The 22,642-nt window shown below is 69.3% G+C and carries 25 protein-coding genes and 3 pseudogenes; 14 read left to right on the top strand and 14 right to left on the bottom strand.

Annotation, left to right across the window (positions count from 1 at the left end; all coding sequences use genetic code 11):
* Window positions 1–85 precede the first annotated feature (85 nt).
* The 3 genes from ABTX78_RS19420 to ABTX78_RS19410 all read right to left on the bottom strand — a co-directional run bounded on the left by ABTX78_RS19420 (window position 86) and on the right by ABTX78_RS19410 (window position 1,555).
* Window positions 86–397 carry a hypothetical protein gene (locus tag ABTX78_RS19420; RefSeq protein ID WP_352207992.1) on the bottom strand — a complete coding sequence of 104 codons (312 nt, stop codon included), beginning with the start codon at window positions 395–397 and terminating at the stop codon, window positions 86–88.
* A gap of 119 nt (window positions 398–516) precedes the next feature.
* Window positions 517–1,071: a hypothetical protein gene (locus ABTX78_RS19415; RefSeq protein ID WP_352207991.1), complete on the bottom strand. Its 555-nt coding sequence runs from the start codon at window positions 1,069–1,071 to the stop codon at window positions 517–519.
* A 130-nt stretch (window positions 1,072–1,201) separates the two neighbouring features.
* Window positions 1,202–1,555: a cupin domain-containing protein gene (locus tag ABTX78_RS19410; RefSeq protein ID WP_352207990.1), complete on the bottom strand. Its 354-nt coding sequence runs from the start codon at window positions 1,553–1,555 to the stop codon at window positions 1,202–1,204.
* 195 nt (window positions 1,556–1,750) lie between these two features.
* Here ABTX78_RS19410 and ABTX78_RS19405 point away from each other — a divergent pair, with 195 nt between their 5' ends.
* Window positions 1,751–2,395, top strand: a complete 645-nt coding sequence (locus ABTX78_RS19405) for a TOPRIM nucleotidyl transferase/hydrolase domain-containing protein (protein WP_352207989.1) — start codon at window positions 1,751–1,753, stop codon at window positions 2,393–2,395.
* A gap of 44 nt (window positions 2,396–2,439) precedes the next feature.
* Here ABTX78_RS19405 and ABTX78_RS19400 read toward each other — a convergent pair whose 3' ends face one another.
* On the bottom strand, window positions 2,440–3,858 hold the full coding sequence (locus tag ABTX78_RS19400; RefSeq protein WP_352207988.1) for a DUF2252 domain-containing protein: 1,419 nt from the start codon (window positions 3,856–3,858) through the stop codon (window positions 2,440–2,442).
* A gap of 299 nt (window positions 3,859–4,157) precedes the next feature.
* Between ABTX78_RS19400 and ABTX78_RS19395 the strand changes: the two genes are divergently transcribed.
* From ABTX78_RS19395 to ABTX78_RS19360, 8 genes are read left to right on the top strand one after another with little or no spacing between them, the layout of a single operon-like run.
* Window positions 4,158–4,478, top strand: coding sequence for a gas vesicle protein GvpO (locus ABTX78_RS19395; protein WP_352207987.1), 321 nt, complete (start codon window positions 4,158–4,160; stop codon window positions 4,476–4,478).
* 39 nt (window positions 4,479–4,517) lie between these two features.
* A complete protein-coding gene (locus ABTX78_RS19390; protein WP_352207986.1) occupies window positions 4,518–5,018 on the top strand; it encodes a gas vesicle structural protein GvpA in 501 nt (166 codons plus the stop codon).
* 2 nt (window positions 5,019–5,020) lie between these two features.
* The gene (locus tag ABTX78_RS19385) at window positions 5,021–5,767 is read left to right on the top strand and encodes a GvpL/GvpF family gas vesicle protein (protein ID WP_352207985.1); all 747 of its coding nucleotides are present in this window, start codon (window positions 5,021–5,023) and stop codon (window positions 5,765–5,767) included.
* A gap of 3 nt (window positions 5,768–5,770) precedes the next feature.
* On the top strand, window positions 5,771–6,094 hold the full coding sequence (locus ABTX78_RS19380) for a gas vesicle protein GvpG (RefSeq protein WP_352207984.1): 324 nt from the start codon (window positions 5,771–5,773) through the stop codon (window positions 6,092–6,094).
* A gap of 52 nt (window positions 6,095–6,146) precedes the next feature.
* Window positions 6,147–6,509, top strand: coding sequence for a gas vesicle protein (locus ABTX78_RS19375; RefSeq protein WP_352207983.1), 363 nt, complete (start codon window positions 6,147–6,149; stop codon window positions 6,507–6,509).
* A 5-nt stretch (window positions 6,510–6,514) separates the two neighbouring features.
* Window positions 6,515–7,480, top strand: a complete 966-nt coding sequence (locus ABTX78_RS19370) for a GvpL/GvpF family gas vesicle protein (RefSeq protein ID WP_352208072.1) — start codon at window positions 6,515–6,517, stop codon at window positions 7,478–7,480.
* Complete coding sequence (locus tag ABTX78_RS19365; protein ID WP_352207982.1) at window positions 7,477–7,737, top strand: gas vesicle protein; 261 nt, start codon at window positions 7,477–7,479, stop codon at window positions 7,735–7,737. Before ABTX78_RS19370 ends, ABTX78_RS19365 begins: the two co-directional genes overlap by 4 nt.
* Entirely contained in the window at window positions 7,734–8,060 is a 327-nt protein-coding gene (locus ABTX78_RS19360) for a gas vesicle protein K (protein ID WP_352207981.1), read from the top strand. The genes ABTX78_RS19365 and ABTX78_RS19360 overlap by 4 nt, the downstream gene beginning before the upstream one ends.
* 37 nt (window positions 8,061–8,097) lie before the next feature.
* Here the strand turns inward: ABTX78_RS19360 and ABTX78_RS19355 are convergent, their stop codons facing one another.
* The 3 genes from ABTX78_RS19355 to ABTX78_RS19345 all read right to left on the bottom strand — a co-directional run bounded on the left by ABTX78_RS19355 (window position 8,098) and on the right by ABTX78_RS19345 (window position 9,907).
* Complete coding sequence (locus ABTX78_RS19355) at window positions 8,098–8,562, bottom strand: pyridoxamine 5'-phosphate oxidase family protein (protein WP_352207980.1); 465 nt, start codon at window positions 8,560–8,562, stop codon at window positions 8,098–8,100.
* Window positions 8,563–8,736: 174 nt separating this feature from the next.
* Entirely contained in the window at window positions 8,737–9,342 is a 606-nt protein-coding gene (locus ABTX78_RS19350; RefSeq protein ID WP_352207979.1) for a TIGR04222 domain-containing membrane protein, read from the bottom strand.
* A gap of 169 nt (window positions 9,343–9,511) precedes the next feature.
* The gene (locus ABTX78_RS19345; protein WP_352208071.1) at window positions 9,512–9,907 is read right to left on the bottom strand and encodes a GNAT family N-acetyltransferase; all 396 of its coding nucleotides are present in this window, start codon (window positions 9,905–9,907) and stop codon (window positions 9,512–9,514) included.
* A 267-nt stretch (window positions 9,908–10,174) separates the two neighbouring features.
* Here ABTX78_RS19345 and ABTX78_RS19340 point away from each other — a divergent pair, with 267 nt between their 5' ends.
* Window positions 10,175–10,876: an alpha/beta fold hydrolase gene (locus ABTX78_RS19340; protein WP_352207978.1), complete on the top strand. Its 702-nt coding sequence runs from the start codon at window positions 10,175–10,177 to the stop codon at window positions 10,874–10,876.
* Window positions 10,877–10,921: 45 nt separating this feature from the next.
* Here ABTX78_RS19340 and ABTX78_RS19335 read toward each other — a convergent pair whose 3' ends face one another.
* The 3 genes and pseudogenes from ABTX78_RS19335 to ABTX78_RS19325 form a co-directional block, all read right to left on the bottom strand.
* On the bottom strand, window positions 10,922–11,659 hold the full coding sequence (locus ABTX78_RS19335) for a class I SAM-dependent methyltransferase (RefSeq protein WP_352207977.1): 738 nt from the start codon (window positions 11,657–11,659) through the stop codon (window positions 10,922–10,924).
* A 325-nt stretch (window positions 11,660–11,984) separates the two neighbouring features.
* Window positions 11,985–12,733: pseudogene (locus ABTX78_RS19330) on the bottom strand (metallophosphoesterase family protein).
* A 72-nt stretch (window positions 12,734–12,805) separates the two neighbouring features.
* Window positions 12,806–13,057, bottom strand: coding sequence for a hypothetical protein (locus ABTX78_RS19325; RefSeq protein WP_352207976.1), 252 nt, complete (start codon window positions 13,055–13,057; stop codon window positions 12,806–12,808).
* A 63-nt stretch (window positions 13,058–13,120) separates the two neighbouring features.
* On the opposite strand from ABTX78_RS19325, the gene ABTX78_RS19320 reads away from it, so the two are divergent.
* Window positions 13,121–13,489, top strand: coding sequence for a low affinity iron permease family protein (locus tag ABTX78_RS19320; protein ID WP_352207975.1), 369 nt, complete (start codon window positions 13,121–13,123; stop codon window positions 13,487–13,489).
* Between the two features lie 55 nt (window positions 13,490–13,544).
* On the opposite strand, the pseudogene ABTX78_RS19315 reads toward ABTX78_RS19320, so the two are convergent.
* Both ABTX78_RS19315 and ABTX78_RS19310 read right to left on the bottom strand, forming a co-directional pair.
* Window positions 13,545–14,708: pseudogene (locus ABTX78_RS19315) on the bottom strand (low temperature requirement protein A).
* Between the two features lie 76 nt (window positions 14,709–14,784).
* On the bottom strand, window positions 14,785–15,522 hold the full coding sequence (locus ABTX78_RS19310) for an alpha/beta hydrolase (protein ID WP_352207974.1): 738 nt from the start codon (window positions 15,520–15,522) through the stop codon (window positions 14,785–14,787).
* Between ABTX78_RS19310 and ABTX78_RS19305 the strand changes: the two are divergent.
* The 3 genes and pseudogenes from ABTX78_RS19305 to ABTX78_RS19295 all read left to right on the top strand — a co-directional run bounded on the left by ABTX78_RS19305 (window position 15,434) and on the right by ABTX78_RS19295 (window position 19,789).
* Window positions 15,434–16,302 (top strand): annotated as a pseudogene (locus tag ABTX78_RS19305) (helix-turn-helix domain-containing protein). The gene ABTX78_RS19310 and the pseudogene ABTX78_RS19305 sit on opposite strands and share 89 nt — an antisense overlap.
* Before the next feature lie 1,025 nt (window positions 16,303–17,327).
* Entirely contained in the window at window positions 17,328–18,950 is a 1,623-nt protein-coding gene (qcrB, locus tag ABTX78_RS19300) for a cytochrome bc1 complex cytochrome b subunit (protein ID WP_352208070.1), read from the top strand.
* Between the two features lie 110 nt (window positions 18,951–19,060).
* Window positions 19,061–19,789 (top strand): SDR family oxidoreductase, encoded by a 729-nt coding sequence (locus ABTX78_RS19295; RefSeq protein WP_352207973.1) that lies wholly within the window; start codon window positions 19,061–19,063, stop codon window positions 19,787–19,789.
* Window positions 19,790–19,803: 14 nt separating this feature from the next.
* On the opposite strand, the gene ABTX78_RS19290 is transcribed toward ABTX78_RS19295, so the two are convergent.
* Window positions 19,804–20,562 (bottom strand): sigma-70 family RNA polymerase sigma factor family protein, encoded by a 759-nt coding sequence (locus ABTX78_RS19290; protein ID WP_352207972.1) that lies wholly within the window; start codon window positions 20,560–20,562, stop codon window positions 19,804–19,806.
* A gap of 214 nt (window positions 20,563–20,776) precedes the next feature.
* A complete protein-coding gene (locus ABTX78_RS19285) occupies window positions 20,777–22,522 on the bottom strand; it encodes an L-aspartate oxidase (RefSeq protein WP_352207971.1) in 1,746 nt (581 codons plus the stop codon).
* Between the last annotated feature and the right edge of the window lie 120 nt (window positions 22,523–22,642).

Genomic DNA, 22,642 nt, shown 5'->3' with positions numbered 1-22,642 from the left:
CCCATCACCCCCACGGTCGCTGAGTTCCCGTCCGATCCGGACGGCGCCTCCCGGACGTCGAGTAGCCCGACCCGGACGACGTCTCCTAGACGTCGATGCCCGTCACCGCCGCCGGGCCGAGCGGTGCGTCGTCCTCGGTGAAGCCCGCGCGGCTGAGCGCGGCCGCGGCGGCCTCCTTGGCCCGAGCCTCCGCGCTGCCGCTGTCGTCGGCCTCCACCTCCAGACGGATGCTGAACGTTCCGTTCTCGTTGATCGTCAGAATGTCGAGATCCTCCCGACGCCCCAGCGACGTCTGCTGCGGATCGCCGGGACGCAGCGTCTCCTCGACCTCGGCCCTGGCCCCGTCGCTCAGCTCGCGCAGGAATGTGCCCGGGATGGTGATGACGTACGTGGTCATGCAATCCTCCTCGCTCGAACGGACTGGCGTACCCACACGATGTGCTCTGCGGCCTTGCACAAGGACCTGCCCTCGATCCGGATCTTCGAACGCGGTGCGGGAGATCCGCGGGCACCGGCTCAGTGACCCGCGAGGAGCTTCACGCACACGACTCCCAGCCCGATCGCCGTGTCCAGGAGCCCCGAGACGAGGGCGCTCAGCGGGCCGTTGCCCATCCGCAGCCCCGTCCGCCAGCCCCACAGGAACAGGGTCGCGATCTCCACGCCGGCGCTGATCAGCAGCGCGGTGTCCAGCTCCATGACGCTCAAGGCCGACGTGCCGATCAGTACCAGCGGTCCCACCGCGCACAGCAGTAGCGGGCTGGAGATGTGCAGCGCCGTCCGGACCTCGGTCCAGGTCGCCCCTCGCCCGCTCATGGCGCGGTGCGACTGCTCGTCGGCGACCAGGGTGGCCAGCCAGATCCCGAGCGCGGTCACGGTGACGGTGATCGCGGACTCGCTGTGGCCCGGTGTTTCCGCCTCGACGAGGGTCACGATTACGGCAGCCAGGGTGATGGCGGCGTAGATCCGTTCCTTGAGCCGTGCGGCCGCGGGGTCGCCCGCGCGGGCGGCGGTGATGCCGGTGGCGCCGGTGACGGGATCGCCCGCGGACGGGTGCGGGGGGTCGCTGGACATGCGGTCGCCCTTCCGTGGTCGTCCCTGGGTGCCCGTTTCGGGCGGGTACGCACCAGAAGGTAGCCGACCGGACATACGGAACCGGGCATGCGGAACGGGGAAGCGTGCTGCGGACTGTCGTGGACGGCCCTCAGGACGTCGTGATCTGGTACGCCTTGCGCAGCGTCTCGTGCACGGTCCACGTGGTCCGGTCACCTTCGCGCAGGACGCAGGCGTCGCCCGGCCCCACGTCGAACGTCGGTCCGTCCTGGACGGCGATGGTGGCGCGGCCGCTGACGACCACGAACAGTTCGTCCGCCTCGGTGTCCGTGACGACGCCGGGCGTGATCTGCCAGATCCCCCGGATGTTCCTGCCGTCCTGCGACTCCCACAGAACCTTTCCCGACACCTCGGGCGTGCCCCGCACGATCTGCGCGGGATCCAGGGGGTCCGGCTCCAGGTCGGCGTCGGGGATGTGCACGGCGAAACTGCTGAACGTCGTCATGGAGATGACGCTAGGCAGGACGAGATGCCGTGCGGCAGAGACACACTGCCGCACGCTCCGACCGGCGGAGAGACAGTCTGACGAGGCGCCGGTCAGAAATGGGCGGCGAGGCTCGGGGGCGAACGACGAGAATGGACGGCCAAGGACGCTCGATCAACGGGAGGACCGCGTCGGATGCCGGGGCACCCGGAGGACATGAGGAGATTCCGACTGGCCGTCGTCGAGTGCGCGGCCGGGGGCGAGCGGGCCGCGGAGGCCGAAGCGGTCGCCCAGCGGCTCGCCGTCGGTGTGCGGACCGTCGTCCTGGTCGAGGGGGACAGCGACCGGATCGCGCTCGAAGTGCTGGCCGCGAGGTACGGCAGGAGGCTCGACGCCGAGGGGATCTCCGTCGTGCCGCTCGGCGGTGCCACCAGTATCGGGCGGTTCCTGAAGATGTTCGGACCGCGGGGGATCGACGTCCGGCTGGCCGGTCTGTGCGACGCCGGCGAGGAGGACTTCTTCCAGCAGCGGCTGGAGGCGGCGGGCGTCGGCACCGCACGCAGTCGCGACGAGATGGAGCAACTCGGCTTCTACGTCTGCGTGGCCGACTTGGAAGACGAGCTGATCCGCGCCCTCGGAGCGGACGAGGTGCAGGAAGTGGTCGAGGCCCAGGGCGAGTTGCGCTCGTTTCGCATCTTCCAGAAGCAACCCGCGCAGCGTGAGCGGACCGTGGAGCGGCAACTGCTGCGGTTCATGGGCACGCACGCCGGCCGCAAGGCGCAGTACGCGCGCTCGCTCGTCGAGGTCCTCGAACCCGAGCAGGTGCCGCGGCCCCTGGGCCGGCTCCTGGCAGCCATCTGAACCCGCCCGGCGCGTCGCCGAGCACGGTGGGCCCGTCGGGCGGCTCAGCCCTCCTGGGCCGTGACCCGCTTGCTCTTGATCGCGTCGAGAAGTGCCTGGTGGTCGCGTTCGTTCTGGTCCGCGTAGGCCTCGGCGAAGACCGCCAGTGAGCGGTCGAAGATGTCGCTGCTGCCCAGGTAGGCCGCGATGGCGATCCGGTCGCCCGACCGCGCGTGCGCGCGGGCCAGGGTCGCACCGCACAGCTCGGCGAAGAGAGTCATGCCCCGGGGCACCATCAACGACGGCTCGAAAACGCCCTTCCAGTCCCGCAGCTGGCGAACGTAGAAGTCCCGCTCCCAGCCGTCGATCCCGTGCACACGCTCCCAGCCGAGGAAGATGTCGCTCGCCGCCTGCATCAGACGCTGGCCGGCGACCACCCGCTCTCCCTCCGTGGCGAGCCTGTTGCTGCCGAGGTGCGGAGCCAGCGCGGACGTATCGGCCTCCTTGGCCTGGAGGATCAGCGGGTCCTGCCCGTCCCGTCCGAGCAGCAGCACGATCCAGCAGCGGGTACCGACACTGCCGACTCCCACGACCTTGCGTGCCACATCCACCGGCGTGAACGCTTCCAGCAGGTGGCGGCGGTCCGACTGAAGACTCTTCGCGTAGTGGTTGATCAGGCCGGCGAGCTTTTCTTCCAGGTCGATCCGTTCCACGTCCGGCATGAGGTGGGAGGCGGGAGTGACGACCGGCGGATCCGCGACGATCCTCCGCTCGCCGTCGATGATCCGCGTGAGCTTGTCGAAGGCCTGGAGGCTGTCGCGGCCTCTGGCCTTCGCCAGTGCCCGGGTCACCTGCCTGCGACCCCGCTTGTGCAGCCGGCCCGATGCCAGGACCGCCATCTGGTCGGCGTCGGACTTGGCGTACCAGACATCGAGGGTGCGCATGCCCGCGTAGCCCTGCATGTGCTCGCGGTAGGACCGCGCCGCGGCCCGGACGATCGTGGCGCGCTCCGCGTCCGAGAATCCGTTCTCCCGGCCCGCGATCGCGAGACTGGCGCCGAGACGCTTCACGTCCCACTCCCACGGTCCGGGCAGGGTCTCGTCGAAGTCGTTGATGTCGAACAGCAGATTGCGTTCGGGAGAGGCGAGCAGACGGAAGTTCATCATGTGGGCGTCGCCGCACAGCTGGGCGCGCAGACCCGAGTCGATGGTCGTCGCCAGATCGCCCGCCATGACCGCGGCGGCACCCCGGTAGAAGCGGAACGGCGATTCCGACATCCGTCCGTAGCGGATCGGGACGAGTTCCGGCACGCGCCGTGCGGACTGCTTGTCGATGACGTCGATCGGGTCGGGACGATGCCGCGACGGCATGAACTCGGCGTGGGCGGATCGGGGGGCGCGCGCCCGTGCGGCGCGCCCGCGGGCCGCTCGCTCGCCGGGCGACAGCTGTAGGTCCTGCAAGGCCGTCAACGTCTTCCGCTTCATCGCGCAACCTCCTGAACAGGGCACGCACACGGCACAGCCTTCTGTGGGCGGGCTCCGCGCCGTGCCCGGGCGCAAACCCTGCGTGCGGCCCGCGCACACGGAGCGACGGCCCACGGCCGGCGGGGCACCTCTCCAGCAAACCGCACATCGGCGCCAAGGGCACCTGGGCCCGTGGAGCCGCGCACCGGCCCGGAAAACATCGCTACCGACCGCCGGGCAGCACTCGTGACCGCCCGCCCGGGCACCCGTCCGGCCCAACCCGGCGCGCGCCCCGCGTCACCGGCGACGAGGGTGAGCTCATGGCAGACACACGTGAGCGGCGTACGAAGCCGTCGTCCGCGGCCGGCTCCTCCAAGGGCCGGTCGGTACGAGGCGCGGAGGACGCCGCCCGGAGCGCCTGCCGGACGCTGACCGGGCTGATCGACCATCCCTCGGAAGGTGTGTCGGCCGTGAGCCGCACCGACGACGGCTGGATGGTCAACGTCGACGTGCTGGAGGTGGCGCGGATCCCCGACACCACCAGCCTGCTCGCCACCTACGAGGTGGAACTCGACGACGAGGGCGGACTGATCCAGTACCGCCGCATCAGCCGGTACCGCAGGGGATCGGCCGACAGCTGACCTTCGGCTGCCCGGATCACCCGAGAGGATCGCCCGTCCATGACCACTTACAGCGACGAGGTCGTGTGCGCACCGCGCGCCGGCACGCTCTACGACGTCCTGGAACTCATCCTCGACCGAGGCATGGTCATCGACGTCTTCGTCCGCGTCTCCCTGGTCGGCATCGAGATCCTCAAGATCGACGCCCGGATCGTGGTGGCGAGCGTCGACACCTATCTGAGGTTCGCCGAAGCCTGCAACCGCCTGGACCTGGAGCACGACTCCCGCAGCACGACGGTGCCCGAGCTGTTCGGCGGGGGCGTGGCAAGCCGGGTCGGCAAGGCCGGTGCGAAGCGGACCGCGCGGTCTCTCGGCGAGAAGGTCAAGGGCGCCCTCGGTCACGGCGACGACGATGACGACGGCGATGACGACAGGTATGAACAGGAAGAGGAGCGCGAGTCGCGCACACCGCGCCGGCGTTCCTCCTCGCGTACGCGTGAGAGCGGCTCCCGCGAACACAGCACTTCGTCCCGCACCCGGCGCCGTACCGAGGAGGACTGATCGTGGCCGTCGACCCCCGACCGGAGCACGGCATCTACGTGTACGCCTTCGTACGGGACGGCATGCCGTCCCCCGTGGCCGACGGCGTGGGCGGAGCGGCTGTGCGACTCGTACCGGCGGGCGACCTCGCCGCCGCCGTCTCCGACGCGCCCGCCGGTCTGCGCGCCCGGCGCCGCGACCTGATGGCCCACCAGAACGTTTTGGCCGAGCTGGCAGCAGCCGGCCCGGTCCTGCCGATGAGGTTCGGCGTGATCGCTGCCGACGAACCCGCCGTCCACGAAGGGCTCATGACCCGGCACGCGGAGTGCGCCGGGCAACTGGCCGCACTCGAAGGCCGGACGGAGATGAACGTGAAGGGCAGTGTGGTGCCCGACTCGTTCGACGATCTCGTCCGCAGCGACACCCGCCTCCGCGCCCTGGCCCTCAAGGCGCGGCACAGCCCCGACTACCAGACGAACGTGGAGCTCGGCGAGGCCATCGCGGCCGGTGTGCGGCGGCGGGCGGAGCGGGCGGCCGCGGACGTACTCGCGCGGCTCGCCACCCTGGCCGAGCGGACAGCCGGCGCGGAGCCGGCCGGCGACACGGTCCTCAACATGTCGTACCTGATTCCGGCCGACTCCGTCCCGGAGTTCACCGCGGCGGTCACCGAAGCGGTGCGGCGACACCGGGGCCATCTCGCGCTCAGCCTCACCGGTCCGCTGCCCTGCTACAGCTTCGTGACCGACGACGCCGTCCCGGCGAGGGCCTGACGTATGGGACTGCTGACCGAAGTACTGCTGCTGCCCCTGGCACCCGTACGCGGAGTGCTGTGGGTGGCACAGTGCGTCTCGGACGAGGCCGAGCGCCAGCTCCACTCGCCCGACGCCGTTCGCCGGCAGCTCGCCGAGCTCAACCGCGCCCTGACCGACGGCGAGATCGACGAGGCGACCTTCGACCGCGAGGAGGAACGCCTCCTCGACCTCCTGGAGCGACGCGAGGCCCATCGTCCCGTGAGCCCCGACCACCCGACGACGCACCCCCTGGCTTTCGGCCATCCACCGTCCGCCGCCCAGCACAGCCCGGGAGCGAGCCGATGAACGAGAGCAGCGCGCGTACGACGACGACGCCCGCCGGCCGAGGGGGCGCGTGATGGCGACAGGCATGGAGACCTGGGACGCGGCCCCGCGGTCCGTCCAACAGGGCACGACCACCACCAACCTCGCCGACCTCCTGGAGAGGGTGCTCGACAAGGGCATCGTCATCGCGGGAGACATCAAGATCGATCTGCTGGACATCGAACTCCTGACGATCCGCCTGCGGCTCTTCGTCGCCTCCGTCGAGACAGCGAAGAAGGCCGGCATCGACTGGTGGGAGACGGACCCCGCGCTCTCCTCCAAAGCAGCCAAGAACGCGCTGGCCGAGGAGAACGAACAACTGCGGGCGCGACTGCGGGAGCTGGAGCCGGCCGACGACGCCGACGAGCGTCCTGCACTGCGGAGGACGGACCGGTGAGCGGAATGTCAGGCTCGGACACCGCGCCGGCGCCCCGACTCGGCGCTGACGGACCGGTTGCGGAGACCGGGGAGGCGACGTACGTCTTCGCGATGTGCCGGCCGGCCGAGGGAGACGTCCTCGCCGCCCGCGGTCACGCCGAGGGCGGGCCCCTGCGGACCCTGCGCCTCGGGCGGCTCGCACTCCTCGTCCAGAGCGTGCCGGCGGACGCCTTCTCCGAGGACGAACTGCGCCGCCGCCTCGGTGACCGCGCGGAGCTGGAACGCTGTGCCCGGGACCATCACGCTGCTGTCGAGGCGGCCCGCGCGTCGGGCCCGGTCATTCCGTTCCCCCTCGCGACGCTCTACCGCAGCGACCACAGGGCGCTCGAAGCGCTCCGTGCCGGCGAACCCCGTTTCAGCGCGCTGCTCGACCGCCTCACCGGGCACGTCGAGTGGGCGGTGAAGGTCCACCTCGCGCGGCCCGCCGCCCACCCGGAGCCCGCCGAAGCGACAGCCCGGCCGGCCCCGGGGCAGGGATCATCGCGTCAGGGACCGCCGGCTCGGGGATCGGCGGGTCAGGGAGCCGGCCGTGCTTACCTCAGTCGCGTCAGCGGACGCCAGAGGCAGGCGGACCAGGAACGCCAGGCCGCGTTCCGCGCGGCCGAACAGGTCGACGAAGCCGTTCGGCGCCATGCCACGGCCGCCGTACGCCACCGCCTGCACAGCGCCGAACTCACCGGCAGCAGCAAGGCGCAGGTACTCAACGCCGCCTACCTGATTGCCGAAGAGGCCTACCCTGCCTTCGTACGGACGGTGACGGAGCTGCGCGGGACGCCCGCCTTGGCGGGTATCGAGATCGACGTGACAGGCCCGTGGGCCCCCTACTCCTTCGCCGAACTCGGGGACTGTGCGCCGGGGCAGCCGGGCGCGGGGGACCGGGACCGGGCCGAACGCGCTTCCGCGCCGCGACCGGAGGGGAACGCCCGATGACGGAACGAGTCCTGCCGACCGTCGGCTACGCCGACGAGCCGCACCCCGTCCCCTGGGAAGGCCCGGAGACGCTCAGCCCCCTCGGCGTCCCGCTGGTCGACCTTCTCGATCGCGTGCTGGCCACCGGCGTCGTCGTGAGCGGCGACCTCGTCCTCGCTCTCGCCGACGTGCCGCTGGTCCGAATCTCGCTCCACGCCCTGCTCTCCTCGGTCAGCGACCGTGTGCCGGCGCCCTGGCCCGACAGCGGTCCCCTGTGACGGCGGAGCGAGGGTCCGAAGCCCGGACAGCACGGGGGCAGGAACCGCGGCTCGACCTCGATCCCGAGCACGCAGCACGCGACCTGGCAGGCCTCGTCCTCACCGTGGTCGAACTCCTGCGCCAGCTCATGGAGCGCCAGGCCGTCCGCCGCTTCGACGACCAGAGCCTCACGCCGGAGCAGGAGGAACGCATGGGTACCGCGCTGATGCTGCTCGACGAACGCATGGACGACCTGTGCGCGCGCCACGGCCTCAAGCGATCGGACCTCAACCTCGACCTCGGCCCGCTCGGGTCTCTGCTGCCCGACGCGGGTCACCCGTAAGGCGACCGAGGCGGCTGCGTCGACTGCCCGGGGTGGATCACAGCCAGTGGCCCTTTTGCATCACATCCCGGCCCGGCAGTTCGTTGACCTCTCGCCATGCCTGTACCCGGAGGGGTTCGATACGGAAGTACTGGTAGGGCGTGGCCAGTTCCCTGGGGTCGAACCCGGTCTTCGTGGCGAACGCGTCACCGAGATCACCGCCCGGCGTCCCCGCCTGCTCGCCGACCTCGATCGGTACGGCGGAGCCTTCGACGAGCACCACGTCGCGTGTGCCACCCAACGCGAGCCGCACCTTGCCACCTGCCAGCAGGTTGCGGCTGGTCGGGGAGGTGCGGACGGTGGAGATGACAAAGGCGGTGCCGTCCCAGAGGAACGACAGGGGCACCAGATAGGGGTTGCCGTCCCCGTCCGCGTTCGACACCCAGGCATCGACATCGGCTTCGAATCGTGTGCGCACGTCGTGTCGGCGCTCGGCGAGGCTGCGTGGCGGCGGGAGGGTCATGAGAGCAGACTCCTTCGGTAATCGGTTTCGTCGGTCGGCGAGCTTCGTGGGTGGGGCCCAGAAGCGGTTCGGGGACGAGCGGCCGACGATGAGATCGTCGTACGGATCAACAGACTGTGCCACGCCGCGAGTTGGCCCTGTCGGCCAGGCCCCGGAGCATCGCGGTGCTGAGGGTCAGTCGCTGCCTCCTCCACCGCCTCCGCACGAGTGGTGCCCGCCCGCATGACCACCGCCTCCCGTGCCGTGGTCAGCGTCCGGTCCGCTGTCGTCAACGGCCTTGGCCATCCGGACCAGCCGCTTGCCGAGCCCTGAAGGCACGGTTGATGCTTCCCCGACCGCCTGTCGCACCCGTCTGTCCGGTAGGGCGGCGGGCCCTTCGAACACGTAGTGGGGGAGCACTCCCTCTTGACGTGCCTTCTCCAGGCTCCGCCGTCCCGTCGCGGTGGGGCGACGTCCCGACCGCGCGACCAGGCCGTAGGCAACGAGTCGCGAACCGATCTCCTCCACCTCGGGGGCGGCTCTCAGCGCGGCGAACACGGCTGCGGTGCTCCTGCCGCGGGGGCAGAGAGCAAGCAGCGCACGCTCGACCCGGTGCCCGCGCGCCTGCTGGTCGACGGCACGCACGCGCGTTGCCCGCAGGGTCACGGCGCCTCGTTCGCTCAGTGTCACGAGCGCGACCTCGACCACTCGCCGCGGCCCGCCGGCCAGGTGGGCGATGTCGTACACATCGAGTGTCTGCGGCGCCGTCGTGGCGGCGGGTCGCCGAAAGAGAGTCCTCATGGCCGTTCCCCCAGTCCTGCCCGGAAGCTTCTTCCGTTTTCTGCTGTGATGTCCCGCGGGGCATCGGCCAACCCCTAAGGGCACAGGTTCAGAGGAAGACTTGAGCTCTCCTCCGGGCGCGGGGCCGCGCGTCGGCGACGACGGTTTCCCCGCCGCGGAGCGCCTTCCGTCACTGTGCGAGGGTCCGCCACCGTTCGGCCGGCAGACCGAACAGGAGGTCGTCGGTCCACTCGCCCCTGATCCAGGTGTACTCCGGCCGCCGTCCCTCCAACTGGAAGCCGAGGCGTTCGAGCAGCCGTGCGGAAGGGGTGTTCCGGGCGTCGCATTCGGCCGACACCCTCCGCAGCCCCTGGGTGAACAGATCGTCCAGGACGGCTCGTAGGGCTTCGGTGGCGTAGCCCCTTCCCTGGCGCTCCGCAGCGAGGGTGTACCCCAGTTCCGCCTGCATCCGGTTGTCGTGCAGGAGGACGCCGACATCGCCCACCAGCGCGCCGTCCGCCTTGAGTTCGCCGGCGTACTGGAACCATCCGGGCTCGGCGGGGTCGCCGTTCGCGAACTCTCGCACCAAGGTGGAGGCCGACTCCCGTGACCACGGGTGCCTCCCAGACCTTGAACCTGGCGACCGCCGGGTCCGAACGGTAGGCCGCGAGAGCCGGGGCGTCGTCTGGGCGGAAACGGCGGAGTCGCAGCCGGGGAGTGTCGAGCAGCATGTGCGGAGCCTGCCAGGGCCCCGCCGGCGGTCGCAGTCCATATACGTCCCACCGGTGCGCATCGGCGCCGAAGAGCACCCGGCTCCGGGGCAGTTGTCAGACCCTCGCGCTACGTTGGCCCCATGGCTGACTTCGTACTGGTGGCGGGCGCATGGCTCGGATCGTGGGCGTGGGACGACGTGGTACCGGAGCTGCGTACGGCGGGGCATGGCGCCCACCCGTTGACGCTCTCCGGAGTCGCCGAGAAGCGGGGGGTGCGGGCGGGGCAGCAGACCCATGTCCACGACATCGTCGAGGAGGTGGAGCGCCTGGATCTGCGCGATGTGATCCTTGCGGGCCACAGTTACTCGGGCATTCCGGTCGGCCAGGCGGCCGAGCGCATCGGTGACCGGCTGAGGCGTGTGGTCTTCGTCGACTCGAACGTTCCGGCCGACGGCGGATCCTTCGCCTCCAGCTGGTGGCAGGGGCAAGAGGCCTTCGAAGCGTCGATCGCCGAGCATGAAGGCTTCTGGGCGCCGCTGACCGCGGCCGACTGCGAAGGCCAAGGGCTCACGGACGAACAGATCGCCCGGCTCGTGGACGGCGCGACACCGCACCCGGGCGCCACGCTGACCGAGCCCGCGGTACTGACGCGTCCGCTCGGTGAGCTCCCGGCGACCTACATCAAGTGCCTGCTCGACGGTCCCGAGCCGAGCGAGGACGTGGTCAAGCTGCTCACCGGCGAGCGGTGGCGCCTGGTCGAGATGAACACCGGCCACTGGCCGATGTTCTCCCAACCGCACGAGCTGGCGGAGATCCTGCTCGGCGCGGCCGAAGAGTCCTGAGACGGGTGCGGCCCATCGGTTGAGCCCCGCCCGCTCTCTATCACGCTACGGTCGGCCGTTCCGGCGGAACAGCGCCGTCCAGAGGAAGGGTTCGCCGAAGTACGGGGACTGCGCCGGCTCGTCGTGCATCCGGCGCAGTTCGACCTCCTCCAGGTCGGAGAAGACCCACCGGAGAGACTCAGGCGTATAGGCGAGACCGCCGTGGAGGCGGGCCTGGCGGTAGAAGTCCTGATCGCCGAGTTCGGACCCCATCCCACTCGCTGCGAAACAGGTCAGGGCGAGATGTCCGCCGGGGGCCAGGCAGCGATCCAGGAGGGCGAGGTAGCTGATGCGCCGGTGCGGTGGCAGATGGTGGAAACAGCCTGAGTCGTGGATCAGGTCGTAGGGACCGTTCAGGGCGGTGCCGGTGAGGGCGAAGGCGTCACCGCAGTGGAACCGGATCCCCGCTCCCGCCTCGCCGGCGCGGTCCTCGGCCCAGGCGATGGCCGTGGGCGAGAGGTCCACGGCATCCACCTCGAAGCCCATCGAGGCGAGATGCAGCGCATTGCGCCCCGGCCCGCACCCAAGATCGAGGGCGCGCCCCGGAGTGATCAGACCGCGGTCGAGGTACGAGACCAGGTTCTCGTCCGGCTTGTCCACGAAGAACGGCACCGGCTTGGAGCGGTCGGCGTAGAAGCCGTCCCACCACGACCCGGCGCCGGCCGTCCACCGGTCGGCGTCCGGCGCGAACAGGCTGTCAAGAAGCCTGAGTACGTCCTCGGTCGTGCGGATGCTCCGGTCCATCCGGCCCCCTTTGCTCCGTCGGAAATCGTAGGCTCCGGAGGAGGAAGCTCCCAAGCCCAGGTGGCGCGCGCGGATGCCGCCGCCGGTTCCGTGCGGGGCTCTCGGCGGTACGAGCAGGGCGGCACCCACGAGGGGTGTCGCTCCGACGCCCAGGGCTCCGTCGACCGCCGCGCAGGGCCCTTGCCGGGCGCCCGCGGCCAGGGTTTCCGAGCGGACGTCACTGCGGGCTTGTGGTCGGTGCGGGTGGCTACGGGCCCGGGATTGGTAGGCGTCGTTGACCGTGTAGTTGGTGTTCGGCTGCCAGCTGTCGTCGGTGGGGCGAATGTCACTGGCTGTGGTCGCGTCCGTCCCGTGGAGCGAAGGCTGTTAGGGCGTCGGCGTCGGTCGCGCGAGCGTGCAGGAAGTAGTCGGCCCATTCGGTGATGTCGGGGTAGGACGAGTCCTGGCCGAGCCGGGTGGCTGCGGCTTGGAGGTCGAAGTGCGTGGTACGGAGTTCGACGCCCGGGCCCAGGAGGGCCCAGTGTGCTAGGGCATGCCGATGCTGCCGGGGTTGATCACGAGTCGGCCGTGGGCGAGGCGGACGAACGGCATGTGGGTGTGGCCGCAGACCACGGTGCGAATGTCGGCATCGAGTCCGTCGAAGACTTCCTCCCAGCGGTCGAGGCGGGAGTCGACCAGGACGACCTCCTCGTCGTCGCGAGGGGTGGCATGGCAGAACAGCACCTTTTCCAGACCATTGACGGACAGGGAGAGTGATCGTGGAAGCGAGCTGAGAAGGTCGAGATGGTCTTCGCGGAGTTGTTCGGCCGCCCAGGGGGCGATCGGATCGGGGATCGTTTCGCGTTGGCCCCGGCGGTATTCGAGGAGTTCGCGGTCGGCGTTGCCGCTGATCCAGATGACACGGTCGCCGAGGCTGGTCAACAGGTCGAGAACCTGGGCCGGTTGCGGGCCGGCGGTGATGTCACCGGTGAGCACGATGTGATCGGCGGTACTGACGTCTCGTTCGGCGAGTACTGCCTCCAGGGCCGGCAGGACTCCGTGAATGTCGGACAGGACGGCTACTCGGTTCAGCATGGTCACCACGGTGGGGCGAAGGCAGCTGAGCGGTGTGGCCTTTCGCCCGGCGCGTAGTTCAAGGGGCGCCGTTCAGCGTGTGTGGTCGCCGGGTGCGTAGTTCTTCCAGGGGGCTCCGGCCTCGGTGGCGATGCGTGTGGTGCTCTTGTGGTGATAGCCAAGTGCCTGGGCGATGACGGGCGGCGGTGCCTGGAGGACGAGTTGGCGGATGGCGGAGGTGCGGCCCTTCTCGGCCGGGACGCCGAGTGGAGGCCTGATCCCGCCCGGCTCCGCGCCACGCGTCCCCGGGGCCTGCGGTGCGGCGCCGGCGAAGGGCCGTCGCAACCCGGGTGAACGATTGCGGACGCCCCTCAGGTGTGTTCACCAGTGACCGGGTAGACGGCAGGAATGACCTTCCAGCACCCTTCTGACCGGGACGGCGACCGTCGAGGCTGGTTCTCCCGCCTCGCGGAGAACGCCTCGAACTTCACGAGTTCTCCGGCGTTCTTCGGCTTCTGCCTGGTCCTCGTGGCCGTGGTCATCACCACCCATGCCCTCAAGCTGCCGATCGAATGGCTGATGCTCACCGGCGAGACGATGACCGCCGTCACGCTGCTCCTCCTCGCTCTGCTCAAGAACTCCGAACGCCGGGCCGAGCACGCGATCCAGCGGAAGCTGGACGCCATCGCGGCGGCGCTGCTGGAGGTTCAGGAGCGCGAGCCGGGCGAAGCGGTACGGAGTCTCCAGGAGGCCATACGGATGGAGGAGGAGACCTGAGGGGAGCGGTCGTCGGCACAGGGGCACCATGAGCTGCCCGGCCGGGGGCCAGGGATCAGGCTCCCGGGGCGGTCTCCAGCGACCGTGCCAGCCTCTGATGCGCGCGCGTCAGCACGGCGGCCGTGACCACGAGGATGATGTCGAGGATCGCCAGCGAGGCGAGCGGGGGCAGCCAGACCGCCGCGATACCGGCCACGATGCAGGCGGCGCACGCGAGAAGGCGTTCGGTCCACGCCCCGTGCGCCGTGGTGCGGAAGAACCAGCCGGTCGCGGCCAGGTAGAGCGCGGGTCCGCCGAAGAGGAGCAGAGCCAGCGAGACGGAACCGTGCCCGAGGGGGTGGGCGATGACCAGTTCACTGCCCACCGCCAGCGCGACCAGCCCGCCGAGGACGACGTACGCGCTGTTCACGCCCAGCCGGACCGAACGGACAGGATCGGTCGTGGTGGCGACGGTGGTCCGGAAGATGTCCTCGCCGCCGCCGAAGTAGGCGGCCCACAGGCACACCAGGGCGGTGAAGACGCCCGCGGTCGCCAGCACGCTGGGGAGGCCGAACGGTGCGTCGGCCATCACGCGTCCCGCGGTCAGAACGGTCTCGCCGAGCAGGATGATGAAGAACAGCCGCAGACGCTCGATCATGTGCTCGGCGTCGAACGCGAGTTGCCGGCCGCTGAGAGTGCGGCCGGGCAGCGGGTGAGCGAGCCAGGTGCCGGTGAGGTCGACGAGGGCGGCGGCAGCCCTCTACCACAGGCGGGGACCGGAGCCGACCGCGGCGCCGACGATCCACAGCGGGGCGGAGACCACCATCCAGATGAGGGTGCGGCGGAAGTGCTCGCGCAGCGCGTCGGTACGGCCGGCGACGGCGGTCACCGTGCCCGCGAGGAACAGGATGAGCAGCAGCGGCACGACGAAGGCCCAGGCCCGGTCGCCGAAGGCGTGGGCGATCGCGGCGTTCATGAAGAGCCCGAGGCCCATGACGACGACTACCATCCACCGGGTGACGTTGCGTTGGATGTCGAGCAGCGTGGCCTCGTAACTGGTGTAGGCCCACGTGCCGAAGACGGCGACCAGCAGTACCGCGGTCTCCGCCGCGCCCCGCCAGGTGAGGTGTTCCAGGAGATGGTGGGAGAGCTGGGAAACCGCGAAGACGAAGACGAGGTCGTAGAACAGCTCCAGCGGGGAGATCCCCCGCCGCAGTCTCAGCGACTCGGGCACGCTCATCAGGGACTCTCTTCGAGATCGTGTGCGGCGGCCGCACGCATGCGCGTCCGGCCGCCACAATCGTCCAACGGGTTGCTCAGCCCTGCTCGGCGGGCTTGGCGGCGAGGTGCTCCCTGAAGAACGGTGTGGCCACGGCGACGGCGCGGTCCACGTACTTCGGCACGTTATAGAAGTCCATGTGCGTGCCGCCCTCGACGACCTGGAGCTGCTTGGGACTGCGGACCCGGCCGTGCAGTTCGGTGGACATCCACAGCGACCCGGCCTCGCTGCCGGCCACGACCAGGATCGGCTGGGTGAGCAGGTCCTCGACCATGTGGAAGGCGTCGAAGGTGAAGATCCGCGAGACGCTCTTGGTGAACAGGAACTTGTTCTTGGCGTTGGGGTGCTGGGCGCGCGGGGTGAGGTAGTAGTCGTTCGCCTCGACCAGGTCACGCGGGGTGTTGTCGTCCGGCTCGGCCGGAACATACGGCAGATACGTGGGCTCGGCACCCTGAGCGGCTTCGGCGGTCCGCTGCTGGGCGAGAGCCTGCAGGGTGGGCACCGCGGCGGCGTCGGACTCCGTGCCGTACCAGCCGCGGCGGAAGGAGGTGCCGATGTTGACCGCGCTGACGGTCGTGAGGGCCTTGATCCGGTAGTCGGTCATCGCGGCGTTGACGCTGTAGCCACCACCCGCGCAGACGCCCAGTGTGCCGATGCGCTCGGCGTCGACGTAGTCCAGGGACTGCATGTGGTCGACGGCCGCGCGGACGTCCTCGACGCGGGCATACGGGTCCTCGGCGGGGCTGGAACCCGGCCAGGTGGGCCTGGCCGACACCGGTAACCAGCGGAAGGTCGCGGGCCTGCGCCGCGAGGAGGTCGCGGAGCTGGCCTCGATCAGCACCGACTACTACACCCGGGTCGAACAGGGGCGCATGCAGGCCTCCGTGCCCGTCCTGGAGGCAGTCGCCCACGCACTGCGCCTCACCGGCGACCAGCGCACCTACCTCTTCGAGCTCGCCGGTCGCGCACCGGCGGAACCGCCCGCCCGGCCGGAGCGGGCTGTCGGCGCCCACACCCGCCGCCTCCTCGACCAGCTGACCGCATCACCCGCGCTGGTGCTGTCCGACGCCATGGACGTCCTGGCCTGGAACCGGCTCGCCGCGGCCCTCCTCACCGACTTCGAACAGGTCCCGGAGACCGACCGCAACTACGTCTGGCTGCTGTTCAACGACCCCACGCTGCGCGCCTTGTACGACGACTGGGAATCCGGAGCCCAACCTGCGTCGCGTATCTGCGCATGCACACCGCCCGCCGCCCGGACGACCCCGGTCTTCGCGCACTCCTGGCCCGGATGGCCGCTCATACGGACTTCCAGCGCTGGTGGGAGGCGCGCGAGGTCGCTGTCCAGGGCACGGGGAACAAGGTGTTCCACCATCCCGTGGCCGGCACTCTCACCCTGGACTGGGACACGCTGACCAGCTCCACCGCCTCCGACCAGCATGTGGTGATCTGGACGGCAGAGCCCGGCAGCGCATCGGACGAGGGACTTCGCCGGCTGGCGGCGGTGGCGGAGGAGGGCGACCGCGTGTCCCACGCTCCGACCCGGCAGCCGTGACGGCCCTCTTGGCATCTCCTCTGCCACAAGGGCTGTTGCCGCGCTGCGGGGTCAACTCACTGTCGGGGTCAGCGGATCCGGGCGGGACATCGCTTCGGACAGGGAAAGCCCATCCCGCGCGGCAACGATCCGACGTACCCACACCTCGGCGCGTGTTTGGGGGCGGTACTTGGGCTCCTTCCCGCATCCACAGGGTTCTCGTCCTTCGTAGCGCAGCCCTTCGCTCAAGACCACGGCCACCACAGACCATGCACGGACACCACGCCTGCGAGGCGGCGCGAAATCATGACCGGCACAGACAAGGGGCCGTGCGCAATTGGGGCACAACTGCTCCCGCTGCGGGTACGCATGCTGCTTGTAGCTGACACGACAGGACAGACACGCGTATTGCAGCTTGTAGGCGGTCGGCGTAACGGCACATGGGGGTGACGTTACTGACCCGATGATCAAGGGGGCGAGGTGTTTGTTGGGCGTCCCCGCGCCGAGGCCACAGGGCCCGAGCGAGTCGGTGTCGTGTCGCGCACCCGAATCCGCGATGCTGCGGCATCCGAGTGCTGCCCCGGGTTCCGCAGCGTCTGTTGTTCCTCCTTTCCCCTCACGAGCGGGCTCGGGGCGGCCCCACTGTCCACACCAGGGTCCTGGTGGAGCAGAGTGCGTCCGTGAGTTCGACGGAACGCGGCGTCAGCCGGGTGACGCCCGTCTCCAGCAAGATTTCGATGCCACGCTTGCGCAGCGAGCGAATCGCCTTGTCGCCGAGATGCGCGCCGATCTCCGGGAGGTGCCGGCTGAGCTGCGAGGGATCGAGTCGCGGGAACCTCGCACCGCCGCCCGGGTGAGCAGGTGTAGGGCGGCGGCCAGGCTCGCCTTCTCCCGCTCTCTCCGCACGGCCATTCGCGGAAAATTGGTGGGCGAACGTCTGTGAGTCATCCGGCAGACGTTTGAGGCGATTGGCATACTCCGTTTTCATAAGGTCGCAAATGCCGCATTTGCGCGGTGACGCCTACCGGATGGATGAAGACGGAACTATGGACACTGAGGCGCCATCGAGCCGGGGGCGTGCCCATCGTGGAGAGAGGCTCGCCGACTGGGCCGACGGGCGGGTCGGTTTTTTCGGCCTCGCGAAGGCCAACATGCGCAAGATCTTTCCCGACCACTGGTCCTTCATGCTCGGGGAGATCTGCCTCTACAGCTTCGTCGTCATCATCCTGACCGGGATCTACCTGACGCTGTTCTTCCACCCGTCGATGAACGAGGTGGAGTACCACGGCAGCTACATCCCCATGCAGGGCATCCTGATGAGCGAGGCGTACGCCTCCACGCTGGCCATCAGCTTCGACGTGCGCGGTGGTCTGCTCATCCGTCAGATCCACCACTGGGCCGCAGTCATCTTCATCGCCGGCATGTTCGTGCACATGATGCGCGTCTTCTTCAACGGTGCGTTCCGTAAACCGCGCGAGATCAACTGGCTGCTCGGCTTCCTGCTGCTCGTCCTCGGAATGTTCACCGGCTTCACCGGCTACTCGCTCCCGGACGACCTGCTCTCGGGCACCGGCGTGCGCCTCACCCAAGGCCTGATCCTGGCAGTCCCACTGGTCGGCACGTACCTGTCGATGTTCCTCTTCGGTGGTGAATACCCCGGGACCGACATCGTGGCGAGGTTCTACTCCATTCACATCCTGCTGCTGCCCGGCATCATGGTGGGCCTGGTGGTGGGGCACCTGATCCTGCTCTTCTTGCACAAGCACACGCAGTACGCGGGGCCCGGCAGGAAGAACGAGAACATCGTGGGCATGCCGTTCTTCCCGATCTATCTGGCCAAAGCAGGGGGCTTCTTCTTCCTGGTCTTCGGTGTCATCGCGATGCTCGCCGCCATCGCGACCATCAACCCGATCTGGACCATCGGCCCGTACCGGCCGGACCAGGTGTCGGCCGGTGCTCAGCCCGACTGGTACATGGGTTTCGCCGAGGGGCTCGTGCGGGCGATGCCCGGCTGGGAGATCGATTTCTGGGGCCACACGCTGGCGCTGGGAGTCCTCGTCCCGCTGATCGCGTTCGCTCTGTACCTCGGCGTGATCGCGGTGTACCCGTTCATCGAATCCTGGATCACCGGTGACGATCGCGAGCACCACATCCTCGACCGGCCGCGCAACGCCCCGACCCGCACCGCTCTCGGCGTGGCCTGGTCCGTCGGCTACATCGTGATGCTCATCGGCGGGGGCAACGACATCGTCGCGACCCATTTCGATCTGTCTCTCAACCACGTCACCTGGTTCGTCCGCATCGCCCTGTTCGCGGGCCCCGTCGTCGCCTTCATCGTCACCAAGCGGATCTGCCTGGCCCTGCAACGACGTGACAGGTCCAAGGTGCTGCACGGACGGGAAACAGGCGTCATCACCCGGCTGCCCCACGGCGAGTTCGTCGAGATCCACGAGCCGCTTCCCCAGAGCCAGTTGTACCTGCTCACCGCGCATGAGCAGTACGAGCCCGGGAAGGCCGCGCCGGCCGTCGAAAAGGGCCAGGAGGAACGCGAACTCACGCGTGCCGAGAAATTGCGGACCAAGCTCAGAAAGAGCTACTTCAGCAAGGACAACCAGGTCCCGAAGCCGACCGCCGAGGAGTTCGAGGACCGCGGCCGTACCCACTCCTGAGGGCTGTCCCGATAACGGGACGGCCCCTGGAGTGGAGGAGTTGCAGGCCCGCCCGCGGAAGCGCTTCCTGGAGAGGGGCCCGAAGCGGGGAGGACCGGAGAGGTGGAGAGATGAAGATCGCCGTCATCGGAGGAACCGGCCTGATCGGGTCGCAGGTCGTGGAGAACCTGAATGCCCAAGGCCACGAGGCGACACCGTTCTCCCTGTCGACGGGAGTCGACATCATCACCGGTGAGGGTCTGGACGAGGCCGTCACCGGCAGCGATGTGGTCGTGAACCTGGCGAACTCTCCCACGTTCGACGCCGCCTCGCTCGACTTCTTCCGTACGTCCATGGGCAACCTCCTCGCGGCAAGCGACAAGGCGCACGTCCGGCACTTCGTCGTCCTCTCGATCGTCGGCGTCGACCAAGTGCCGGACATGGACTACTACCGGGCCAAGGTGCTTCAGGAAGAGCTGCTCAAGGACGGGCCCATTCCGTACTCCATCGTGCGGGCGACACAGTTCATGGAATTCATGGACACGGTCATCTCTGCCTCGACCGAGGGTGACACCGTCCGCCTTTCCCGTACGCCTGTCCAGCCCATCGCGGCCGCGGACGTGGCCGCGGCCGTCAGCGAGGTCGCTGTCGGTGACCCTCTCAACGGGGTTCTCAAGATCGCAGGACCCGACATCTACGCCCTCGACGAACTGGGCCGCCTCACCCTCTCCACCAAGGGCGACGCGCGCTCGGTCGTCACCGACGACGGCGCGGGCATGTTCGTCGCTGTCCCCGGAGATGTCCTGACCGATCGCAGCGCCCGCCTCGCACCCACGCACTACACCGACTGGCTCGCCTGACCAGGTACTCGGCCTCACGCACGTCCTGGGCTGCCCCTCCCTGCTGTGGGCCGGTTCCAGGAGAGGAGCTTGTCCGGGTTGACAATCACCCATGCCTGGATGACACGCGAGCCGGCGATGTCGAGGCTGATCACGGCCGAGACCCGATGGTCGTAGCGCGCGACGATCCCGGTGCGGCCGTTGACGGAGTGGGTGTGGAGTGCGGTGCCCGGGCGTGGAGCGAGCAGGGTAAGGAGGCTGTGGGCGACTTCCGGGCTGCCGTGCACGGGCTCGGTCAGCGCGCGGACCTTGCCGCCGCCGTCGAAGACCGCTGTGACGTCGCGTGCCAGCTGGGAGGCCAGAAGAGGTGCGTCCCCGGTGGCACAGGCCAGGCGAACGGTACGGACCACGGCGTCGTGCTGCCGCGGTGCGGCGGGACGCGAGCGCCGCGCCCGCAGACTGCGGCGTGCGTGGTCGGCGAGTTCGGTGCAGTCCGGATACGTCTGTCCCCCGACGCCCAGGACCGCGACGGGAGCCGTCCGGAACGGGTCGTGGAGCACGAACGCCGACGGCTCGGCCGAGCAGATACGGCCCACGAGCTCCGCGAGCCAGGACCGCGGGGTGCTGATCCGTGCCCGCGCCGGATCGGGCAGTTCGTACCACTGCCGGTAGGTCTCGGCGACAACACTCTCCGCCTCCGTGCCGGTGCCCAGAATGGAGCAGGCGACATCGAGAAGGTGCCGCCGCTCGTCGAGCAGCTCTGCGACCGACACCGGTTCACTGGTCGTGTCCATACGGCGTCCTCCCACTCATACGGCACCGCTCAGAACGGACGATCGCCTCGATCGTCCTGCGCCCTTGCCCATGAAGACCGGACAGACGCAGTTGTTGTGACACGGGGCAGTGTCGATTTCGCAGCAGTCACCGGGTGACCATCTCACCGGCCGGCGACCGCGGGCGCGGACCCGCGGTCGCCGGCCCCGAAAGCGCAGGGCGACGGCCGGCGGGTCACTCCACGAGCTTTCCCTCGCTGGAGACCTCCGCCATGTACGCGGAGATCTCTTCTGGAAGCGGGGCGATGCTCTCGTGGGTGATTCCCGTGGTCGGCGACCAGACGAGATTGACCTGCAAGGACTGATCCATGTTCGGATAGTCGCTGCGGTTGTGACAGCCGCGGGTCTCCCGGCGCTCGATCGCCGCTTCCAGCGTTGCTCGGGCGGCGAGGGCGGCGGATTTGAGGTCGAAGGCGTGCGCCAGGTCCTGGAAGCCGGCGATGTCGGGGTGGACCCCGACGTTCTCCATGCGTTTTTCGATCCCGGCGAGCTCCGCCAGACCGGCGCGCAGTCCTTCCTCGTCGCGGACGACGCCCGCGTGCTCGGTCATGGTGTTGCGGATGGCGCGCTGCAGGGCACGGACGTTCTCCGGGCCGTCCGCAGCGAGCAGGTCGTCGATCTCGCGCCGGGCCTCGGCCACCGCTGCCGCCGAACGCGGCTGTGCGGTCAGGCCCTGGGAGTAGGCGGCTGCGGCCTGTCCCGCGATGCGTCCGAAGACGAGCAGCTCGATGAGGCTGTTGCCGCCGAGGCGGTTGGCGCCGTGCAGGCCGCTGGAGGCCTCGCCGATGGCGTAGAGGCCGCGCACGTCGGTGCTGTGGTCCTCCGGCCTGACCCACACCCCGCCCATCGAGTAGTGCGCGGTCGGCGCAATCTCGATCGGATCGCGGGTGATGTCCAGCATCTGGAGATCCAGCAGCGTCTGGTAGACCCGTGGCAGACGGTTCATGATCGTCTGTCGTGGCAGATGAGACACGTCGAGCCACACACCACCCTTGGGTGTGCCGCGGCCCTCCTTGATCTCCGTGTAGGAGGCGAGGGCCACGCGGTCGCGCGTGGACAGTTCCATGCGCTCGGGGTCGTAGCGGGACATGAACCGTTCCCCGAGGGCGTTGCGCAGGATGCCGCCCTCACCGCGGGCCGCCTCGCTGACCAGCGTGCCGGCCGCGTTCTCGGGCTCGATGATTCCCGACGGGTGGAACTGCACCAGCTCCGCGTCGCGCAGCCGCGCGCCGGCCTCCACCGCCAGTCGGAACGAGTCTCCGGTGTTCTCGTCGCGCCGTGAAGAGGTGCGTCGCCAGATACGGGTGTGGCCGCCCGCTGCCAGAATGACGGCATCGGCGTGGATGAGGCAGCGCGTCCCGTCGTTGAGGTCGAAGCCGTAGGCCCCGAACACCGCACCGTCGTGCACCAGGATGCGGGTGATATAGACACTGTCGAGCACGGGTATGTCCAACTGGTCGGCACGCCTGACGAGCGTCCGCTGTATCTCCAGGCCGGTGTAGTCACCGGCGAAGGCGGTACGCCGGAATTTGTGCGCGCCGAAGAAGCGCTGGGAGATGCGGCCGTCGTCCTCCCTGGCGAAGGCCATGCCGAACCGCTCCAGATCGTCGATGCCACGAGCGGCGCCCTGAGTGACGATCTCGACGGTGTGAGGATCGGCGAGCAGATAACTCTCCTTGAGAGTGTCCGCCGCGTGCTGTTGCCAGCTGTCCTCGGGGTCCATGGTGGCGAGGGCCGCATTGATACCCCCCGCGGCCAGGGCCGTGTGCGCGTCGTCCTTGGGACGTTTTCCGACGGCGAGGACGTCCATGCCTGCTTCGGCCAGCTCGATCGCCGCCCGTAGTCCCGCTCCGCCCGTTCCGATCACCAACACCGTGGTCGCACGGCGTTGTTCGGTGATAGCCACGTTCGCTCCGATCATCGGGTTCGTCATTGAGTACGACCGGTTGGCCCCGCTGTTTGTGACACCGGGGGCCGATGACTCAGTGCTTCAGTGCGCCCCTGAGCACGCGGGGGGCTTGTGCTCGCGGCCGGACCGCGC

The sequence above is a fragment of the Streptomyces sp. NPDC096193 genome (assembly GCF_040302905.1).
Taxonomy (GTDB): domain Bacteria; phylum Actinomycetota; class Actinomycetes; order Streptomycetales; family Streptomycetaceae; genus Streptomyces.
Note: the sequence above shows the minus strand (reverse complement) of the source record. Positions and strands in the feature narration are given on the sequence as shown.

Excerpts from the sequence above, each read along its gene's own strand:
- ABTX78_RS19420 (WP_352207992.1), bottom strand. The coding sequence starts at position 397 with ATGACCACGTACGTCATCACCATCCCGGGCACATTCCTGCGCGAGCTG.
- ABTX78_RS19365 (WP_352207982.1), top strand. The coding sequence starts at position 7,477 with ATGACGGAACGAGTCCTGCCGACCGTCGGCTACGCCGACGAGCCGCAC.
- ABTX78_RS19395 (WP_352207987.1), top strand. The coding sequence starts at position 4,158 with ATGGCAGACACACGTGAGCGGCGTACGAAGCCGTCGTCCGCGGCCGGC.
- ABTX78_RS19350 (WP_352207979.1), bottom strand. The coding sequence starts at position 9,342 with ATGAGGACTCTCTTTCGGCGACCCGCCGCCACGACGGCGCCGCAGACA.
- ABTX78_RS19295 (WP_352207973.1), top strand. The coding sequence starts at position 19,061 with ATGAAGATCGCCGTCATCGGAGGAACCGGCCTGATCGGGTCGCAGGTC.
- qcrB (WP_352208070.1), top strand. The coding sequence starts at position 17,328 with ATGGACACTGAGGCGCCATCGAGCCGGGGGCGTGCCCATCGTGGAGAG.
- ABTX78_RS19375 (WP_352207983.1), top strand. The coding sequence starts at position 6,147 with ATGGCGACAGGCATGGAGACCTGGGACGCGGCCCCGCGGTCCGTCCAA.
- ABTX78_RS19335 (WP_352207977.1), bottom strand. The coding sequence starts at position 11,659 with ATGGACCGGAGCATCCGCACGACCGAGGACGTACTCAGGCTTCTTGAC.
- ABTX78_RS19380 (WP_352207984.1), top strand. The coding sequence starts at position 5,771 with ATGGGACTGCTGACCGAAGTACTGCTGCTGCCCCTGGCACCCGTACGC.
- ABTX78_RS19355 (WP_352207980.1), bottom strand. The coding sequence starts at position 8,562 with ATGACCCTCCCGCCGCCACGCAGCCTCGCCGAGCGCCGACACGACGTG.
- ABTX78_RS19370 (WP_352208072.1), top strand. The coding sequence starts at position 6,515 with ATGTCAGGCTCGGACACCGCGCCGGCGCCCCGACTCGGCGCTGACGGA.
- ABTX78_RS19390 (WP_352207986.1), top strand. The coding sequence starts at position 4,518 with ATGACCACTTACAGCGACGAGGTCGTGTGCGCACCGCGCGCCGGCACG.
- ABTX78_RS19405 (WP_352207989.1), top strand. The coding sequence starts at position 1,751 with ATGAGGAGATTCCGACTGGCCGTCGTCGAGTGCGCGGCCGGGGGCGAG.
- ABTX78_RS19320 (WP_352207975.1), top strand. The coding sequence starts at position 13,121 with ATGACCTTCCAGCACCCTTCTGACCGGGACGGCGACCGTCGAGGCTGG.
- ABTX78_RS19410 (WP_352207990.1), bottom strand. The coding sequence starts at position 1,555 with ATGACGACGTTCAGCAGTTTCGCCGTGCACATCCCCGACGCCGACCTG.
- ABTX78_RS19285 (WP_352207971.1), bottom strand. The coding sequence starts at position 22,522 with ATGATCGGAGCGAACGTGGCTATCACCGAACAACGCCGTGCGACCACG.
- ABTX78_RS19415 (WP_352207991.1), bottom strand. The coding sequence starts at position 1,071 with ATGTCCAGCGACCCCCCGCACCCGTCCGCGGGCGATCCCGTCACCGGC.
- ABTX78_RS19400 (WP_352207988.1), bottom strand. The coding sequence starts at position 3,858 with ATGAAGCGGAAGACGTTGACGGCCTTGCAGGACCTACAGCTGTCGCCC.
- ABTX78_RS19290 (WP_352207972.1), bottom strand. The coding sequence starts at position 20,562 with ATGGACACGACCAGTGAACCGGTGTCGGTCGCAGAGCTGCTCGACGAG.
- ABTX78_RS19340 (WP_352207978.1), top strand. The coding sequence starts at position 10,175 with ATGGCTGACTTCGTACTGGTGGCGGGCGCATGGCTCGGATCGTGGGCG.